At 52.5% G+C, this 16263-nt stretch carries 16 protein-coding genes; 2 read left to right on the plus strand and 14 right to left on the minus strand.

Annotated elements, in window-relative coordinates; genetic code table 11:
* Positions 1 to 13: 13 nt before the first annotated feature.
* The 4 genes from LOS79_RS09420 to LOS79_RS09435 form a co-directional block, all read right to left on the minus strand.
* Positions 14 to 820 (minus strand): hypothetical protein, encoded by an 807-nt coding sequence (locus LOS79_RS09420; protein WP_315418582.1) that lies wholly within the window; start codon positions 818 to 820, stop codon positions 14 to 16.
* 90 nt (positions 821 to 910) lie between these two features.
* Positions 911 to 2071, minus strand: coding sequence for a Gfo/Idh/MocA family protein (locus LOS79_RS09425; RefSeq protein ID WP_315418585.1), 1161 nt, complete (start codon positions 2069 to 2071; stop codon positions 911 to 913).
* Positions 2072 to 2240: 169 nt separating this feature from the next.
* Positions 2241 to 3167 carry an AEC family transporter gene (locus LOS79_RS09430; protein ID WP_315418587.1) on the minus strand — a complete coding sequence of 309 codons (927 nt, stop codon included), beginning with the start codon at positions 3165 to 3167 and terminating at the stop codon, positions 2241 to 2243.
* Between the two features lie 49 nt (positions 3168 to 3216).
* Positions 3217 to 4092 carry a LysR family transcriptional regulator gene (locus LOS79_RS09435; protein ID WP_315418589.1) on the minus strand — a complete coding sequence of 292 codons (876 nt, stop codon included), beginning with the start codon at positions 4090 to 4092 and terminating at the stop codon, positions 3217 to 3219.
* 121 nt (positions 4093 to 4213) lie between these two features.
* Between LOS79_RS09435 and LOS79_RS09440 the strand changes: the two genes are divergently transcribed.
* Positions 4214 to 5116 (plus strand): DMT family transporter, encoded by a 903-nt coding sequence (locus LOS79_RS09440; RefSeq protein ID WP_315418592.1) that lies wholly within the window; start codon positions 4214 to 4216, stop codon positions 5114 to 5116.
* Here the strand turns inward: LOS79_RS09440 and LOS79_RS09445 are convergent.
* The 5 genes from LOS79_RS09445 to LOS79_RS09465 form a co-directional block, all read right to left on the minus strand.
* Positions 5111 to 5962: an alpha/beta hydrolase gene (locus LOS79_RS09445; RefSeq protein ID WP_315418595.1), complete on the minus strand. Its 852-nt coding sequence runs from the start codon at positions 5960 to 5962 to the stop codon at positions 5111 to 5113. The two genes, LOS79_RS09440 and LOS79_RS09445, sit on opposite strands and share 6 nt — an antisense overlap.
* A gap of 86 nt (positions 5963 to 6048) precedes the next feature.
* Entirely contained in the window at positions 6049 to 6618 is a 570-nt protein-coding gene (locus tag LOS79_RS09450; RefSeq protein ID WP_315418597.1) for a PadR family transcriptional regulator, read from the minus strand.
* A gap of 231 nt (positions 6619 to 6849) precedes the next feature.
* Positions 6850 to 7971, minus strand: coding sequence for an IS4 family transposase (locus LOS79_RS09455; RefSeq protein ID WP_315411632.1), 1122 nt, complete (start codon positions 7969 to 7971; stop codon positions 6850 to 6852).
* Positions 7972 to 8298: 327 nt separating this feature from the next.
* Positions 8299 to 9795, minus strand: a complete 1497-nt coding sequence (locus LOS79_RS09460; RefSeq protein ID WP_315418600.1) for a DHA2 family efflux MFS transporter permease subunit — start codon at positions 9793 to 9795, stop codon at positions 8299 to 8301.
* 31 nt (positions 9796 to 9826) lie between these two features.
* A complete protein-coding gene (locus LOS79_RS09465; RefSeq protein ID WP_315418603.1) occupies positions 9827 to 10450 on the minus strand; it encodes a TetR/AcrR family transcriptional regulator in 624 nt (207 codons plus the stop codon).
* A gap of 129 nt (positions 10451 to 10579) precedes the next feature.
* Between LOS79_RS09465 and LOS79_RS09470 the strand changes: the two genes are divergently transcribed.
* Positions 10580 to 10741 (plus strand): hypothetical protein, encoded by a 162-nt coding sequence (locus LOS79_RS09470; RefSeq protein ID WP_315418606.1) that lies wholly within the window; start codon positions 10580 to 10582, stop codon positions 10739 to 10741.
* A gap of 23 nt (positions 10742 to 10764) precedes the next feature.
* Here the strand turns inward: LOS79_RS09470 and LOS79_RS09475 are convergent, their stop codons facing one another.
* From LOS79_RS09475 to LOS79_RS09495, 5 genes are all read right to left on the minus strand, one after another.
* Positions 10765 to 12444: a methyl-accepting chemotaxis protein gene (locus LOS79_RS09475; RefSeq protein ID WP_315418608.1), complete on the minus strand. Its 1680-nt coding sequence runs from the start codon at positions 12442 to 12444 to the stop codon at positions 10765 to 10767.
* Positions 12445 to 12669: 225 nt separating this feature from the next.
* Complete coding sequence (locus LOS79_RS09480) at positions 12670 to 13440, minus strand: stalk domain-containing protein (protein ID WP_315418610.1); 771 nt, start codon at positions 13438 to 13440, stop codon at positions 12670 to 12672.
* Between the two features lie 127 nt (positions 13441 to 13567).
* Positions 13568 to 14350, minus strand: coding sequence for a M15 family metallopeptidase (locus tag LOS79_RS09485; protein WP_315422109.1), 783 nt, complete (start codon positions 14348 to 14350; stop codon positions 13568 to 13570).
* A gap of 74 nt (positions 14351 to 14424) precedes the next feature.
* Positions 14425 to 15747 (minus strand): FtsW/RodA/SpoVE family cell cycle protein, encoded by a 1323-nt coding sequence (locus LOS79_RS09490; protein WP_315418613.1) that lies wholly within the window; start codon positions 15745 to 15747, stop codon positions 14425 to 14427.
* Positions 15747 to 16079, minus strand: a complete 333-nt coding sequence (locus LOS79_RS09495) for a PadR family transcriptional regulator (RefSeq protein WP_315418616.1) — start codon at positions 16077 to 16079, stop codon at positions 15747 to 15749. Before LOS79_RS09495 ends, LOS79_RS09490 begins: the two co-directional genes overlap by 1 nt.
* Positions 16080 to 16263 lie beyond the last annotated feature (184 nt).

Below are 16263 nucleotides of genomic sequence, written 5' to 3' on the forward strand. Positions count from 1 at the left end.
TGTTGCCCTGCTCTTAATGCCGGTCCGCCAGTTCCAGACGGCGCACCGTTGCCTGTGCAGGCAACGATTCAAGGATCAGGCCGGTGCTCCACAGCCGGACTGTATCGCCGACATGCAGTTCATCTTGGGCAAGCTCATTCCCTGCTTCATCATAGAGCTGTGAAGACGTATTAATCGTGAACCAGTATGTCGGGATGTCCCGTTCAGGCTCCTGAATAAGAATTCTGCTGAGTCCCTCTTCCTCAATAGCCGTGATCTCACCTGTGACTTCAGGGCTGCCCAGCTCTTTTACCGTTATCTTCAGCATCCCCGGATCAATCAGATCGTGAAGTTTGTTAACCACAGCCGGACCAGCCTCCTGCGGTACGGTGATTCCAATGCAGTTATTCTGCACATCAAGCTCTGCGCTATACAGATTCAGCGGGCTGTCTTGACCCTGATTAGCCAGCAGATCGTATGCCGCCTGCAGCTCCTGAATCGGGTACTTCACATCATGCAGCACATAGCTGCCTGCCGTGAAGCGTTCAGCAAATTTCGCTTCTGTCGCCTGATCCAGACCAACTATATTTACATGCAGTGTACTATCTCCAAGATAGATATCACCGTTATCCTTCTCCAGGCTATTCAGAAAGCTGCGGACATTCCCCAGATGTGCCGCTTCAACAGGACCATCAGCCGGCGGGCTTCCACCGCCAGCAGTAACTGCATTGGTATCCGCAACCGGTTCTCTGCCGCTGCTATAATCCGCTTTATCCACGCAGCCTGAAATAAGCAGCATTATTACCGCTATAATTCCAATCCATCGCCCCCGGATTGCCATCTTTACCGCCTCCTTCACCTCACCGCTTCCTTATCTCTCAAACGCGGGCTGGAAGGAAAAGGTTGCAGTAATCCGGACTGAAGGCCCTGCTTACATTTCAGAGATTTGTACCCAGCGCCGCTCTGCAATAGAGCGGTCCACCGCCTCCAGCACCGCCTGGCAGTTCACGCCATCGCGGAAATTCGGCTGCGGCTGGCGGCCCTCTTCAATAGCCTGGGACAACTCCAGCATCTCATGGATGAACGTATGCTCGAAGCCGATCGTATGACCCGGCGGCCACCAGGCTTCCGCATAGTCATGTGCAGGATCGGTTGCCAGCACCCGCCGGAAGCCTTGAACATCCTCGTCATCCGAGGTCAGATAGACCTCCAGCTCATTCATCCGCTCGAAGTCAAACTTCACGCTGCCGAGACTGCCGTTAATCTCGAATGAATTCGTCGAGCGGTGGCCTGCGGCAAAGCGCGTCGCTTCGAAGCTGCCCAGGGCACCGCCAGCAAACCTGGCAAGGAACAGAGTAGCATCATCTACTGTCACCGGTCCGCGCGGTGCATCCTTGCTGGCCTTCGCACTGAGACCGGTCATGGCTTCCGCCAGCGGCCGCTCCTTGACAAAGGTCTCGCTCATCCCGATTACTTCCTGTACATCACCTACAAGGAAATGCGCCAGATCAATCAGGTGCGCCCCCAGATCGCCATGCGAGCCTGAGCCGGCCACCTCCTTCTGGAGCCGCCAGACCAGCGGGAATTCAGGGTCGAGAATCCAGTCCTGGAGGAACCAGGCCCGGAAATGATAGATGGTCCCGAGCCGCCCGCTCTCAATCAGCCGCTTCGCCAGCCGGACTGCCGGGGAGAAGCGGTAATTGAAGCCGACCATATGGGCAATGCCTGCAGCCTCAGCTGCTGCAAGCATCTCGCGGGAATCCGCCAGATTCAGCGCCAGCGGCTTCTCACAGAAGATATGCTTGCCCGCAGCGGCTGCCGCCAGCGCAATTTCCTTATGCGCGTTGCTCGGCGCATTAATATCAATCAGGTCAATATCATCACGGGCGATCAGGTCTCTCCAGTCAGTCACACTTTCCGACCAGCCAAGCTGGCCGGCTGCCGCCTGCACCGCTTCCTCATTCCGTCCGCAGATGGCCGACATTTGCGGCTTCAGCGCCTGCGGGAAGAACATCGGCAGGGTGCGGTACGCATTGCTGTGGGCTTTTCCCATAAACTTATAACCTATCATTCCGATTCGCAGCTGTTTCATTCGCAGTCCTCCTCAATAGGGTTCACTTCGCAATCAGACCAGCACAGGAGACATGGGCTATGTATGAGCCGGTTATGTTTCCATGTTTCAGCTATAAATGTACACGCATACATTTTCTCATCTGGACCGGTCCCAGTCAATCTGCCTGAACCCTGAACCGTCCATAATCTCATACATTGACCAGCATAATTACACCTGTCACCGTCAGCGTACTGAGCAGTGTGGAGAAGAATACCGCCTGGGAAGAGAACTCCGGCTCATTATCGAATTCTACCGCAAGCAGCACAGAGCTGAGCGAGGTCGGAACAGCCGAGGATACAATCAGCGCCTTCGCGACCAGCCCGTCCATCCCGAGCGCCCAAAGTGTCAGTGCAGCAACTGCGGGACCGGCCAGCAGCCTGAGCGTAACGGATAAGGTAAGATCCAGCGCTTTGCCGCGCGGTAGCGACCATTTCATGGAACCCAGCTGCACACCCAGCGTGATGAGCGCAAGCCCGATAAAAGTATTCGCCACATAGCTGATAGGCGCAGCCAGGAAGCCAGGAAGCGGAATGTCCAGCCCCCGCATGATTAGCGCCAGCGGTATTGCATAAATGACCGGCTGTCCGGCTATCGTGCGCAGCATCGTCCGCAGACTGCTCCGGTGGGCGTTCACACTGTAAATCCCGTAAGTATTAGGCAGGAAGGACTGCAGTGTCAGAATGACCACCTGTACGGCTAATGTCAGCGGATTTCCGGAAAAGGCCAGCTGATTGATCGGCAGCCCGTAGTTCGCACTGTTGGCAAACAGCACACTGTTGCGCAGCGCAGCCGGCATTCCGCCCTTCAACCCCCGTACGCGGATTACAACCTCCAGCACGGCATATTGCAGCAGCATATAAATGCAGAAGAACAGGATAATCTGCCCGAACAGCGCAAATGAGATTTCCGTTCCATACAGCAGCTGGAAGACCACCGCCGGAGTCAGCATGTAGAAATTAAGCTTGGATAAGGTTTTGATATCGAGCTTGAAGGCCCGGTACAGCACCGCCCCCAGCAGAATTACGATGAACAGCGGAATGACGTTATTGAGCAATATGGTCGTGAAAATAAGCATGACTATGTCAGCCTCCCCGGCAGTCTTGATATGCAGCGTAAGCTGGCTCTTATTCCTCTTGCTTCGTCCAGGTCTGCACATATTGCAGAAACCGCCGTGTGGCCGGCGAAGCGTACTTCATGGAGCTGACAGCAATACCGAGTGAACGGAAGCTGCGCTCCTCCAGCTCAAGCATGGCTACATTATGATGCTGGAACCGGGTTACGAGCTCAGGAAGAATGCTGATCCCGAGGCCCTTTTCCACCATCGCAATAATTGCATAATCATCTCCGGCGGAGAGTTTGATATTCGGTTTGATCCCCGCCTTCTCCAGCACCCGCCTGACATCGTAGTCCGAGCCGGCCTTCGGCATAATGAAATCCTCATAGGCAATCTGGGCAAGCGGCATATACGGCGCCTGGCTCAGCGGATGATCCTTGGCGAGCACCGCCAGCATCCGGTCCTGCTTCAGCGGAATCACCTCGAATTTCTCGCGGGTCGGCAATGACAGGAAGCCGCAATCCGCCACGCCTGCCTCAATCCACTGCTCAATCTCGAGATAACCGCCTTCCATCAGCTTGAATTCGATATAAGGGTATTCCTTGCGGAACTGCTTGATCATGCCGGGCAGCCAGTGTACAGAGACGCTGGTGAAGGTGCCGATGGTAACCGTCCCTGTCTCCAGGCCATGGATGTCCGCCACCTGCTGCTTCAGCTGCTCATTCCATTTGAGGATTTCACGGATCGGCTGAAGCACCTGCTCCCCGTTAACCGTCAGCTTGACACCTGAACGGCTCCGCACCAGCAGCGGGAAGCCGAATTCACTCTCCAGGCTGCTGATCGTGTGGCTGATGCCGGATTGCGTGAAGCCCAGCACGTCGGCTGCTTTGGTTAGACTGCCCAGCTCCACTACTTTCAGAAACACTTCATATTTGACGATACTCATCGCCCAGCCTCCACAATTTACATGAATTTCTCTCATGTTTCATATGATAAACATTCAGTTACCTTATGTATTAGTGCGTATTATACTATACTCACTAGAAATATAGAAGGATGCTGATTCAATGAAGCCGCTGAAGGCAGAGCTGTTGCTCATAGTCGTTACAATGTTCTGGGGTTCCTCTTATCTGTTCATGAAGATGGGACTGGGTACACTCGGGGAGTTCAATCTGATTGCGCTGCGTTTCGGGCTGGCGTTCATCCTGGCTGCTCTGCTGTTCCGCAAGCGGCTCCGCAGTATCGATATGCGGACGGTGAAATACGGTGCCTTGCTTGGCTTTCTTCTGCTCGGGGTGTTCACCTGCATCACCTTTGGCCTAAAGACGACTACGACTTCAAATGCCGGGTTTCTTGTCGCTCTGACCGTTGTGTTTGTACCGCTGCTTGAAGTGCTGATCTTCCGCAAAAAAGTCGCACCGCCGCAAATTTTCGGCACCATCCTTGCCATTTCCGGGATCGGGCTCCTGACGCTGAACGGCTCGCTGAAGGTTCAGCCGGGCGACCTGCTCTGCATTCTGTCAGCTGTATTTTATGCCGTACAAATCTTGGTTACCGGCAAGGCTGTCAAAACCAGCGACTCCCTGAATATCGGCATTTTGCAGCTTGGCTTTGCCGGAGGCTTCGCTCTGGTTCTGTCCTTTATCTTCGAAGCTCCCGTGCTGCCCTCCACCCTTCCCGGCTGGATTGCCATACTGGCCCTCGGGATATTCTGCAGCGCCTGCGGCTTTATCATCCAGCCGGTCGCCCAGAAATACACAACGCCGACCCGCACCGGCCTGATCTTCGCACTGGAGCCAGTCTTCGCTGCTTTCTTCGGGTACTGGTTCGCCGGAGAACAGCTCTCGCTGCAAGGTTATACAGGGGCAGCTCTCGTCCTGCTGGGCATACTGGCTTCCGAGCTGCTCGGCAAGCTGCATTTGAACCCTGTTCTGTCAAGGATGCCTAAGAAACGGCGGGCCCATCTATAATCCGTTAATGATGTTATATATCTGTTCCCTGGCCCGCTCCGATTCCGGAAAGAAGAACAGCGGCCAGATATGGAGCATTCGCGGATACTCATAGTAGCCGGCCGGTATCCCCTGTTCAAGCATCCGGTGCTTAAGCCTCTTCACATCCGGATAGACAATATCATGTGTGCCGGTGAAGATACTGAGCGGCCCCAGCCCATCCAGCCTGCCATACAGCGGGCTGATCAAGGGATGGGTAACCGGCTGTGCTCCGGCATACCACTGCGCAATTTCCCGTACCGCAGGCACTGCGGTGACGGGATCTTTGCGCTGCACCGCCCCGATCTCCGGATTGCTGAACGTCATGTCCAGCGCAGGTGAGATCAGAATGGTGTGTGCAGGGGCCGGAATTCCCCGTTCCTTAAGCAGCTGCGCCAGCGCCAGTGCCATCCCACCCCCGGCCGAATCTCCCATCACTACCTGCTTCCGGCCGTCCATCCCTGATAACAGCTCCTCATACAAGGGAACAAGCATTCCGAAGACATCGGTATGATTATACTCCGGTGCCAGCGGGTACATGGGAACAGTTATGGTGCACCTAAGCTTATCAACAAGCCCGGCCAGAAACGACCAGTGCAAGGGTGAAATCTTCAGTACATATCCTCCGCCATGCAAATACAGGATTTCTTTATTGCTGCTTGCGTTTCCGCTGTCACCAGCCGGAGTCATGATGTAGCAGGAATGCCCTGAGAACTCCCTGCTGATGACATTACACTGCTTTCGAATGTCTGCCGGGGGTTCACCGCTCTCCTTCCGCTGCTTCTGCGCAATCTCTGTACGCAGCGCGCTCCCGGTTTTCTTCCACATGCTGTTGATTCTGATCAGCCGCAGTCCTAATTTGACTGCCCTGCTCTGCCAGCTTTCCTTTATTTCCTTTATTTCCTTTATTTCCTTCATTGCTCCTGTCTGCTTTCTGCTGCCGATATAACCGCTGCCTGAAGGCGCTGCGCCCAGGCCAGATCCAGTTCCTTGGCCTCAAGCCGCACCTCAAGCAAATCTAGGGTCGTCGCATAAAATTGCGCCCCCGGCATGCCTGCCCCTGGAGCTGTATCCTTCCTGAAAGCGGCAATCTGCTTACGCAGTCCGGCAATGCCGTCCGCCGCATACTGAAGATAATGCTCCACCAGCAGCAGCTGATCCCGGGCGGAAAGAAACTCCAGATGCTGTGCCTTAATATGAAACAGCTTCTGATAGGATGCCGAGCCGCTGCCCGTATCCAGCATCAGCTCCATGAACCTCTTCCGTCCTAACTCCGTAATCTGCAGTGCCCGCGATGGCCGGTCACTCGGATACGGAACTGTATCTGCCCCGGCTTCGGCTATCATTCCCGCCTGCTCCAGCTTCGACAGAAGGGTTGACAGCGTTCCCCGGCTGATCTTTTCCCACGGACTAATGATTTTGGCAATCAGATAGGCATGCAGCGGAAAATGCATAAGCAATGATAGTACCAGCAATTCATACATAAGCGGACTCCCTGTTCATTTAATAGTTTTAATAAAACTATAAATCGCAGCAGCGCAGCCGTCAAGAGCCCACTTGCACTTTCAAGCAAAAGAAGGGATATCCCTTAGCCACACCTGGCTCGCGGGACACCCCTCAGCTCCTAACGAAATCTCAATCCTGCTGCAGCAATGGAAGCTCAGCTTGAAGCACACTGCCGCAGAATTAAGTGGATTTATGATAGGCCTGTTGATTTACCAGTTTGTGTTAATAAAATGGACGGCTTGAGCTAAATAAATCCTCCACTCCACAGGTAACTTATGCAGCGCAAATAACCGGTCAAAGTTCGCGAACGTTAACCTAGCGCTAGCGTGCACGATACGATTTCCCTGCTCAAACAGAAACTTTAGCAACACATACACCAATAAAGCCACATAGAGCTGTCCATAGACTGCATTTTCTGTGGTTCCAAACAACTTGGGAATGTTTAAATGCTGCTTAATCCAACGAAAAAAAACTTCAATCTGCCAACGTTTCTTATAGATCTCTGCTATGGCTTCTGGGGAGTGCCAGTGCAGATTTGTTGCGAGAATGACGGGATTTCCCTTGGGATCTTTCAGAATAACCACTCGAAACCGATTCTCGGAGAGCGCCTTTTTCTTTCCCAATTGGCACGTCAAATCCTGTTCGATCCCTCCCTCAAATGGGCGATTTCGCAGGCGCGGGATGGGATTGGCGAGCGTAGTATTATCCTTAAGCCGAATCACAAAATATTGCCGCTCTTTCTGCTCTTGATAGCGGTCAAACAGTTGGTGCTTCCCGTAAGCACGGTCACCCACCAAAATAAATTGGCTGTCGAGCAGCGCAGCACAACTGTTTAGATCATGCTGAATGGCCGGGGTCTCCGTCACTTTGTGCAATTCGTTCGAGTCCCCGAGTAACCCGACATGCAGCTTAACGCCTGCTTTTCGCCCTTTAATTTGCGCCCACGGCAACCGACCCTGACCGACCGAAATAGTGGTGGAGTCCACGATTAACAGGTCTTTCGGAATACCGAGGGTACGCTTTGTCTTCCGGTTACATAGCCCTAGCATCAGATTCAATAGACGCTTAAATACTGAAAAAGGAACCGCCTTGGCCTTTTTGGAAAGGGTAGAATAATTCACCGTACGTTGTCCCTGAAGGGACATTCGCTGTGCGCCGTCTCGGTATCCATCCCACTGCTGAAACGCAGCTTCCGCCAAAAATAAAAACAAATCATACACGGTAAATTTACGCGCAACATCCGTATATTGTAATTCTTCCAGGATGGGACGCATGTCTTCCTCGGGAATCACCAATTGCAGAATGTGTGAAATTGAAGTAGACTTTTTCATGAGGTCGCCTCGTTTCGGATAGTTTGTAGGGGTACAAACACTTTACCGAATGAGCGGCCTTTTTGCTACCTTTTTTTGGCTAATCAACAGGCCTAGATTTATGACACTTAATTTTTCTATATATCTCTTTTATTGAGACATAAGCTGCAATTAAATGCTCTTTTTCCATCTAATCTTCCGAGTTCAGGGATTTCGAGTTAATTAAATGCCCTTTTTCCACTTATTTCTTCACACAAGTATACACGCAGGCTACTCTAAGGTTGCGCACATTATGATTGCAAAAAAGCACATCCCCAAATTACTCGGAGATGTGCTCTGCTTGCAGTATTAATGGCCCATCATCATCGCTGCGTCGGCCTGCTGCCCTTCAGGGGCAGCAGGATTAGCGGCAGCCTTCGGCTTACGCAGAATCAGGCTCAGCACTACCCCGCCGACAGCAATGCAGGCTGAGAGGAAGAACACATCATTGAAGCCTTGCACAGCGGCAACCAGCGGGTTGCCGTCCGCGGCCATTTTACCCATATGCTCGGCAATCTGGCTGGTCAGGTACCCGGTCATGCCGGCAACAGCGAATGATACAACGACCTGCTGGGCAGCGGCGGTCAGCGGTGTAACCCGGCCAACCCATTCACGCGGCGCAGAATTCAGTACATGTGTGTTGACCGGCATCATCGACAGGCCCATGCCCAGACCCATCATGACCAGACTGCCCATAATGACCGGAAGACTGGTATCCACAGTAACTCCTGACAACAGGAATAATGCAGTTGAAATGATGCTCAGACCTACGAAGACCAGCGGACGTGCGCCGATTTTATCGAATAGACGGCCGCCAAGCGGCATGCCGATTCCGGATGCCAGTGCCTGCGGAAGCAGAATCAGACCCGTTTCCAGCGGTGTGTAGTTACGGATCTGCTGCAGATACAGCGGAACGAACAGCATGGAACCGAACAGTGCTGCCTGAGTTACCCACGACAGGATGATCCCGCGTGTAAAGTCCGAAGAGCGGAAGACGCGCAGCTCCAGCAGCGGATGCTTCTGCATCAGTTCGGCAATGACAAACAGCACGAGGGCTACACCGCCCACCGACAAGCCCACGATAGCGCCAGTCGAGGACCAGCTTTCTCCTCCGCCCTGATTGACACCGTAAGCGAGCATAGAGAACGCCAGCGGAGCCAGAATAATACCGAAGAGATCAAGATGTGCTTTACCCTTCTTTTCAGTAACAGGCAAATATTTGATGCCAAGAATAATACCGACAATACCGATTGGCAGGTTAATCAGGAAAATCCAGTGCCAGCTCACATACTCCACCAGCCAGCCGGACAGAATCGGTCCAAGCGCCGGTGCCAGCAGCATCGGAATCCCGAGCATTCCCATAATGGAGCCTCTGCGTTCAGGCGGGGCCAGTCTGAAGACCATAGCCATCCCGATCGGGGCGACCATCCCGCCGCCAAGACCCTGAATGACACGGAAGATAACGAGCTGTGTCGATGTCTGGGCAATGGAGCAAAGCACGGAGCCCAGGACGAACATAGCAATTGTAGTGATGAATACCTGTTTCGAGCCAAAGCGGTCCGTCATGTAACCTGCCAGCGGAATAACCGCAGCAAGTGCAAGCGTATAACCGGTAATGGCCCATTGAACAGTCTTGAGGTCTGTGGCGAAATATTTCACCAGATTCGGAACCGCAACATTTACCGCTGTACTGTCGAGAATAACCATAATCATCCCGACGATAATTGCCATCAGCGGCGGCAGTATAGCTTTGAGCGAGAACGGCTGTTCCACCGCTGCGCTGTTTCCTTTGTTAATTGTTGACATTCTCTTCTCCACTCATTTCTCTGTTTATAATTTAGTTATACTTATGAAAATAAAGCTCAAACAACCCGTCAACCTGCTCTTCAAGCGATGGCAGCTTAAACAGCTCCAGCAGATCCCCGCGTTCCTTCGGCAGACTGCTCATCATCAGCAGCGGATACACAATGGCCCCGTTGATCTGCATCATCATCATCATGAGCTTATTGCGGTCCTGCTCCCCTGTGATCTCACCCAGTGCATCCAGGGTCCGTTCAATCCGCATCAGCTTGGAATAGCGGGCGTACTCATCCTGCGAGCCCATAATTTGATTTCTTTGGTCCAGCATCTGCCGGGCCATGCCCGGGTAACGGCTAAGATTCATAATATACCTGGTGAAAAAGAGCTTCATGCGCTCCCTAGGTGGCAATGTATGGTCCTCCAGCACATTAAAGGCATCGTCAAAGGTCGCCATCAGCACCTTCACTGCATCACCAAACAGCTTATCCTTGGAGCCGTAATAATAATTTACCAGTGCCAGATTCGTCTCCGCCCTCGCAGCTATACTGCGCAGGGTAATGCAGTGGAATCCCCCCTCACGGATCAGATCCACGGTTGCGTTAAGTATGCTCTGCTTCGTATCCTTATCTGAAGACTCAGCTTTGTTGTCGAGTTTACCCATAATGCAGACTGTTGTCCTCCTTTGCCGTAATTTAATCAATGATCTAATCACTGATTTAAACGGTGTTTAATTCGAATTTAAAATTACTCCTTTTAATGAAATCTGTCAACAGAAAGTTTTCTGTACTATATGCAGAAGCACACCAAAAAGACGGTCGTCCCCCTACTGGGAACGATCGCCTTCCTGCTGGCCGGCTCTAAGCTTATGTTTGCACTGCGCAGCAGCCTTCAGCTGGTCATACCAGTTGAAGCCGTGCTCAGAGAGCCCGAGAATCTGCTGCTGTTCCGCTAAACCGCGGGCGCTTCCGGGCTATTCTATACTTTGAAGCGTCCAATCAGCTGCTGCAGGGCACCGGACATTTCTTTCATTTCTGCCGCCGACCCGCTGACTTCATTCATCGCCCGGAGCTGGGCATCCGAAGCGGCGGTAATGGTCTGGAAGTGCTCTGCTGACATCCGTGAGATCTCCTCCATATCATCAACGGAAGCTGCCAGCTCCTCGGATACCGAGGTGATCTCTTCTGAAGCCGCAGAGACCTCCTGCAGCTGTGAGGTCATCCGCTCCAAAGCCCCATGAATGACACCGAAGGCTTGCCCGGCCTTATTAATGGCTGACATCCCCTCTTGTGTCTCACCGGCATTACGCTCAATTCTTGCGGTCAGCCCTGCTGCCTGCTCCTGAACTGATGTAATCATGCCGGTAATGGCTACCGAAGATGCCTGTGACTCTGCCGCCAGCTTCTTGACCTGATCGGCCACCACCGCGAATCCCCGGCCGTGCTCTCCGGCCCTGGCTGCTTCAATCGCAGCATTAAGTGCCAGCAGATGAGTCTGCCCGGCTATATTCGCCATCATCGTCAGAATCTCCCCGATTCTCTCTGATTGATCCGACAGCTCATGAGTTGCGGCCGCCATCTCTAAGGAGGACTCTACGATCTCCTTCATTTGCTGTACCGCTTGAAGAGTTGACTGATTCCCCTGATCCGCCGCAAGGGTGGTCTCTTGGGACAGCTCCGCCACCACCGCAGCAGATTCAGCGATCCGTTGCATGCTCCGGGTCAGCTCGCCCGTTCCCCGGTTCATCTCCATCGCCTGATAGACCTGCGCCTCAGCCCCAAGTGAGGCTTCCTTGATATGTATCGTAATATCCTGGCTCGATTCCGCTGTCTGTGCAGCGTGGGCAGCTACTTCTCTGGAGGAAGACAGCAGCCGGGCAGACCCTTGGCCGATTCCTTCAATAACTACCCGCGTCTCGTGCACCAGCTCAGCAAAAGCCGCTGCCAGCCGGCCAATCTCATCCTTGCGCGATACATCAATATGAACGGTCAGGTTGCCTGTACCGACCTCTGTAATATCCTTGGTCAGCCGGGTCAGCGGAGAGATCAGATACTTGGCCAGTACATACACCAGAAGGATGCTGACGGCAAGTATGAGCACGGCTGTCAGCAGCATCCTCTGCTGTGAAGAAGCCATCAGCTCATACACTCCGGCAGCATCGAGATCCGCACCGACTACACCGATTACTTTACCCGCTTCATCCTTGAACGGAACGAAGGCGGTAATCGTCGCACCATACTCATCCTTGGTCAAATTGCCGATGGAGGCTGTTCCTTCCCGGAAGGCAGCCGTCATCCCAGGATATGTATTAGTTTCTTCAGTTCCGAGAGCAGAGAATTGATCCTCCGGAGTATCTTCAGGTGCACCATCCACTATGTATACATACGAGTTCTCCGCATCTGGATCAGGCTTTGAAATCGTATACAGGTATTTGAAGCCGTTCGCTTCTTTAAGCTGGTTAAGCTTAGTGCGCAGCTCATTGTAATAGTCATTCTCACCTCCGGGAGCGGTCCCTATAGTCTGATAGGCGGCGATATCTATCATGTCTGCAGCCCGTTTGGCTACAGCACTGGCCTGCTGGCCCATGGAATTCTCCACCAGCTCCGCCGAAGAACGGTAGGTTGTCCAGCCCAGCACCGCTCCCCCTATGACTATCAATCCGGAAAAAAATATAACCATGCGCGACAACAGACTATTCAACTGCTTACGCTCCTTCTAAAAGATGTATTTTCCACTATTTTATAATATCCGGGTGTACCTGCCTAGTTTTTTCAATACAACAGTACTAGCAAGCGAACATCATTAACAGCAAAAAGGAAGGAACACCGCAGCTGCAGAGCCGCGGGATTCCTTCCTTCAGATATAAGATTGTTACGCCGCAGTTTAGCGGACAGCTGATACCGCTGCCGCCTGCAGCGGCGCCAGCTGCAGCTTCGAGATTGTGCCGGAAGCATCCAGCTCCAGTGTCAGCAGTGCTTCGGCTTTCGTGAAGGACAGCACGCTTACGATGGTCATTGTCCCTTCAAGACGGCGGATTTCCGTCGATTTCACGCCCAGGTAATTGCCGGCAGAACCAGTCACACCTGCCCAGCTCTGCTGGATCACAGGCAGGGACAACCAGGCATCGCTCAGATCATGGAAATAACGCTCACGCAGTGCTGTATAATCGCCCCCGGCCAGCAGCCCTGCTACCACCCCGGCGGTTACCTCCGGCATGTAGATTCCGACCTGGCCCGACACGGAATCATAAGATGTAACGAGTCCCATGGCAGCAAACAAAGATAGCGGTACATACGCCCGTTTTTGCTTCAATTCTACACTGCCAGCATAGGTTACTTTGTCCTTGCCGCCGTTCAGAATCAGCTCATGTCCGCTAAGCCTGAACTCCGCAGTTTCCTGATATCGGGTTAACTGGAATGTACCGCTGGTACCAGCAAAAGCTACTTTATACTTGAGCGCCTCTGCCGACTCCCGGAGCGGAACCATAACATTAGGCCCGTTCATATAAGCACCGTCATTCTCAAGCTGCAGTGCTTGTCCGTTCACGATGATCAGACCGCTGCCTGCAGCGCTGGCGCCCGATCCTCCCCATAATCCTGTTCCTGCTGCCAATACGAATACACAAAGGAATACGGCTGCGATTCTGTTAAACAAATCGATCCCACCTCTCCTGTAATGGTATTATTATGCACGCAAGCTTCTGGGAATAACCTGGAATACAGCATCTACTTATTACACAATACTTATTACCCCTTAACGGATGATACCCAACAGGCAGGCACTATTCTACTTTGAAATTAAAATACTGCTGTGGATACGGCTCTTTAATCAGTGTGAAATGCCACCATTCTTTACTGTAGGGCTTGAAGCCATGCTTCGACATGACATCCTTCAGTAATTTCCGGTTCGCATGCTGTGTGCTGTTAATCAATGTTGTGTTGTAATAAGAGATTTCTCCGAAAAAATCGTAAGGGCTGCCCATATCTACCAGCTCGCCGGTTTTTTGGTACGCCAGAGTCAAGTCAATCGTACTGCCCCTGGAATGTCCGGATTTCTTCGCGATAAACCCGAGCTTGAACAGATTGCGCTTGTCCAGCTTCGGGTAATACGCTGCCTTTGTCTTCAGATCTGCAGCATCCTGCGACCAGCGGACGAAGTGGTTAACGGCCTGCTGCGGACGGTAGGCATCATAGATTCTTAGGATATAACCTTTGCTCTCCAGCTCATCACTAACCTTCTTCAGAGCTGTTGCTGCCGTCTTCGAGAAAATCGCCAGCGGCGCGTTATACCCGTCAACCCGGGTGCCGGTAAAATTATTCTGGCTAAAATAGCGTATTTCGTATTGTGCGGATGGAATCACTTCATCAAGATAGACAAACCCGCTGGGCAGATTGTTTTTCTTCGGAGTCTTAAGCTTGTTTTGGGTTGCTGCCGTAGTTGACTGCTGCGCTGCTCCTGCAGCTGCAGTCACTTGCGGCGGTACTGCCGTAAGAACTAACCCCGCGCTGACGATAAGAGTACATGAGATAAGAATGAACCTTCTGACTGTAACCTGGAGCTTCATCAAAACGCTAGTCTCCCCTCCTGTCCCGGTGTATTTTTCACACTTCCAGTATACGGTTATTGTGCGGCAGGCGTCTAGAGTGAAGAAGGCGCTTGCGTGCCCGGAAGCATATCTTTCCGGCGGTAGACCGCCATAAGCAGCCCGGCAGCGGCGAATTCAATGAAGATATGCTGGCCGTAGCTCAGGAACGGCAGCGGTATAGCTGTGATGAACATTCTTCCGCTGATGATGGATAAGGCATAGATCAGACGGACTGAGAGCATAAGCCCGAGGGCCAGAATCAGCATTCGCCCGTAGGGATCGCGTACAGCGCGGACATACGAGATCATTTTCAGGCAGAACCAGCCCACAAGCGCGAAGAGCAGCAAGCCGCCGGCCCAGCCAAAGCATTGAATCAGATACACCGTGAACAAATCACTGTATGCGTAAGGCAGCTCTGCTCCAGTTCTGCCAAAGCCATGTCCTCGCCAGCCTGCGGAGGTTATAACTTCATTGATCACACGGTTCAGATAGCCTGTTGAATCCGGTCTCAGGTTATAACTTACAGCCCCAATCACCCGCTCCCGCAGAAGGGCATCATTCCAAATAAATAATGCACCGGCAGCAACAGCTGCAGCGGTAAGAAGGGATGCCGAGCGCCAGCGCCGCGTTATCCATACGTACATGATCAAGGCAACCGCCAGATACACAACCAGTTCAGGGAAGGAGCGGATGGCCGCATATATTCCAGCAGGAAGCAGCAGCAGGGCCAGCTTGACCAGCTCTTGTAACCGGATGCTCCTTTGACTCAAGAAGCCAGGACTGGTCCATATTCCTGCAAGGGCGACCACAAACACATAGGGACTGTATCCGATCAAGTCAAAAGTAAATCCCAAAAATCCAACATAACGCCGGTTTCCGTTAATCAGTTCAGGACCAAACACGAGAGTAACAGCAATTAACATAACCGCAGCCGCATATATCTTCCCGGATGCCTGCTGCAGGTGTTTGAAATTGATGAAATACATACCTGCCATAAGAGAGACTCCGATCATAATCCCTATAAACTGCCGCTGCAGCGGCATCAAGTGATATATTTGGAGGAAACCGCTCGCTTGTATAGACCCCATTCCCAGCAGGCTTACGGCTGACAGCAGCATTACAGCAGATAATAGCCCCCACGGAATCTTTGGTTTATGAATCTGATGCAGCTCTCTGCCGGTAATCTGCGGATCACCCATTTGCTGAAGCGCATACTGCTCTGCATCATCCTTCGCAGCCCCCTGCTCCATCCGCTCCATTACGAGGTCTGCATAATGCCCGCCAAGCTCCTCCCGGATCTCACGGTGCAGCCCCTTCGCTCTGATCTCGGCGCACACCTTATCCAAATATTGTTCCAGCTTCTTATTCCGCTCCATCAGGCACCGCCCTCCCTCAGTACAGCATCCACTGCGCCTTTGAACAGCTTCCATTCCGCTTTCTTCTCCTGCAGCTTCGTCCGCCCCTCATCCAGCAGCCGGTAATATTTGCGCTTGCGCCCGTCAACCTCCAGCCAGTACGCCTCGACCCAGCGTTCACTCTCCATCGCATGCAGAATCGGATAGAGTGTACCTTCCTTGAGTGTGAAGATCCCCTGAGAGCGCTGCTCCAGCTCTTTAATTAACTCGTAGCCGTAGAGCGGCTTATCCAGCAGCACCGTAAGAATTAATGTCCCCGTACTCCCCTTCAGCATTTCTTTGCTGACCTTCATGACCGCATCCTCCCTTTTAAATAGAATTATGCCTGATGATACATCGTAAATCTATGTATATAAATATACTTTAATTTCCATGCCTAGTCCAGTGCTGCATTTGCTTAGGCCCGTTCGCTCTCCCTTGAGTTTTAAAAAAAAGCACACCCGGTAACCGGATGTGCTTGCTGCTATTGATCATGCT

The sequence above is a fragment of the Paenibacillus sp. MMS20-IR301 genome, from assembly GCF_032302195.1.
Classification (GTDB): Bacteria; Bacillota; Bacilli; order Paenibacillales; family Paenibacillaceae; genus Paenibacillus_AQ.

What these genes read in the sequence shown, in the direction of transcription:
- LOS79_RS09425 (WP_315418585.1), bottom strand. Translation starts at nt 2,071, where the DNA reads ATGAAACAGCTGCGAATCGGAATGATAGGTTATAAGTTTATGGGAAAA.
- LOS79_RS09435 (WP_315418589.1), bottom strand. Translation starts at nt 4,092, where the DNA reads ATGAGTATCGTCAAATATGAAGTGTTTCTGAAAGTAGTGGAGCTGGGC.
- LOS79_RS09440 (WP_315418592.1), top strand. Translation starts at nt 4,214, where the DNA reads ATGAAGCCGCTGAAGGCAGAGCTGTTGCTCATAGTCGTTACAATGTTC.
- LOS79_RS09465 (WP_315418603.1), bottom strand. Translation starts at nt 10,450, where the DNA reads ATGGGTAAACTCGACAACAAAGCTGAGTCTTCAGATAAGGATACGAAG.
- LOS79_RS09420 (WP_315418582.1), bottom strand. Translation starts at nt 820, where the DNA reads ATGGCAATCCGGGGGCGATGGATTGGAATTATAGCGGTAATAATGCTG.
- LOS79_RS09430 (WP_315418587.1), bottom strand. Translation starts at nt 3,167, where the DNA reads ATGCTTATTTTCACGACCATATTGCTCAATAACGTCATTCCGCTGTTC.
- LOS79_RS09450 (WP_315418597.1), bottom strand. Translation starts at nt 6,618, where the DNA reads ATGTATGAATTGCTGGTACTATCATTGCTTATGCATTTTCCGCTGCAT.
- LOS79_RS09490 (WP_315418613.1), bottom strand. Translation starts at nt 15,747, where the DNA reads ATGGAGCGGAATAAGAAGCTGGAACAATATTTGGATAAGGTGTGCGCC.
- LOS79_RS09455 (WP_315411632.1), bottom strand. Translation starts at nt 7,971, where the DNA reads ATGAAAAAGTCTACTTCAATTTCACACATTCTGCAATTGGTGATTCCC.
- LOS79_RS09460 (WP_315418600.1), bottom strand. Translation starts at nt 9,795, where the DNA reads ATGTCAACAATTAACAAAGGAAACAGCGCAGCGGTGGAACAGCCGTTC.
- LOS79_RS09470 (WP_315418606.1), top strand. Translation starts at nt 10,580, where the DNA reads ATGCAGAAGCACACCAAAAAGACGGTCGTCCCCCTACTGGGAACGATC.
- LOS79_RS09485 (WP_315422109.1), bottom strand. Translation starts at nt 14,350, where the DNA reads ATGAAGCTCCAGGTTACAGTCAGAAGGTTCATTCTTATCTCATGTACT.
- LOS79_RS09445 (WP_315418595.1), bottom strand. Translation starts at nt 5,962, where the DNA reads ATGTGGAAGAAAACCGGGAGCGCGCTGCGTACAGAGATTGCGCAGAAG.
- LOS79_RS09495 (WP_315418616.1), bottom strand. Translation starts at nt 16,079, where the DNA reads ATGAAGGTCAGCAAAGAAATGCTGAAGGGGAGTACGGGGACATTAATT.